This is a genomic window from Actinomycetospora sp. (genome assembly GCF_055612215.1).
The window spans coordinates 1-1075 of the sequence record NZ_JBVPVA010001036.1; the positions used below are offsets into that span (position 1 = coordinate 1).

Annotated in this window: 1 protein-coding gene; it reads left to right on the forward strand. The window is 74.4% G+C overall.

The window, feature by feature from the left end:
- A partial coding sequence (locus tag AC0CYZ_RS28065) for a DNA primase (protein ID WP_472221396.1) occupies positions 1-1075 on the forward strand: 1075 nt, incomplete at both ends.

Consider the following 1075-nt stretch of genomic DNA (forward strand, 5'->3'; position numbering starts at 1 on the left):
GGCGGTCATCGTCGAGGGCTACACCGACGTCATGGCCATGCACCTGGCCGGGATCCCGACGGCGGTCGCGAGCTGCGGCACCGCCTTCGGGGACGACCACGTGGCGCTCCTGCGCCGGCTGCTGATGGACGACTCGTTCGACCGCGGCGAGGTCATCTACGTCTTCGACGGCGACGCGGCGGGCCAGGCGGCAGCGCTCAAGGCCTTCGACGGCGACCAGCAGTTCTCCGCGCAGACCTACATCGCGACCGCGCCCGAGGGCATGGACCCCTGCGAGCTGCGCCAGGCGCGCGGCGACGTCGCGGTCCGCGACCTCGTGGCCCAGCGCTCGCCGCTGTTCACCTTCGCGATCCGCTCGATCCTCGACCAGTACGACCTCGCCACGGTCGAGGGCCAGACGGCCGCCCTGCAGCGCTGCGTGCCGCTGGTCGCCCAGATCCGGCGGGTGGAGCTGCGCGACGGGTACGCGCGGCGGCTGGCCGGGTGGACCGGGTGGGCCGACGAGGCACAGGTCGTGCGGCGGGTCCGCGAGACCGCGGGGCAGCCCGCGGACGCCCGGGCCCAGCAGGGGTCCCGACGACGGCCGGTGCGTCCGGTCTCGTCGTCGTCCTCGGAGGGTCAGGACGGACCGGCCATGCCGGCGCGGGACGACCCGCGGCTGCGCGTGCAGCGCGAGGTACTCAAGGCGGCGCTGCAGGTCCCGGGGCTCGCCGGCCCCGTCTACGACACGCTGCCCGAGGATGCGTTCAGCCACGAGGGCTACCTCGCGGTGCACCGCGCGATCCTCGCCGCGGGCGGCACGTCGAGCGGGCACTCCGGGTCGGGCTGGCTCACGGCGGTGACCGCCGAGGTGACGCCGCCGGGCTACGGCCGGCTGGTCACCGAGCTGGCCGTCGAGCCGATGCAGTCGCGCGAGGCCGACGACCACCGCTATGTGTCCTCGATGCTCACCGCCCTGCAGGGCGCGCTGGTCGAGCGGCAGGTCGCGGAGATCAAGTCGCGGCTGCAGCGGATCTCGCCGGTCACCGACGCCGACGAGTACCACGAGCTCTTCGGGGACCTCGTGGCCCTCGAG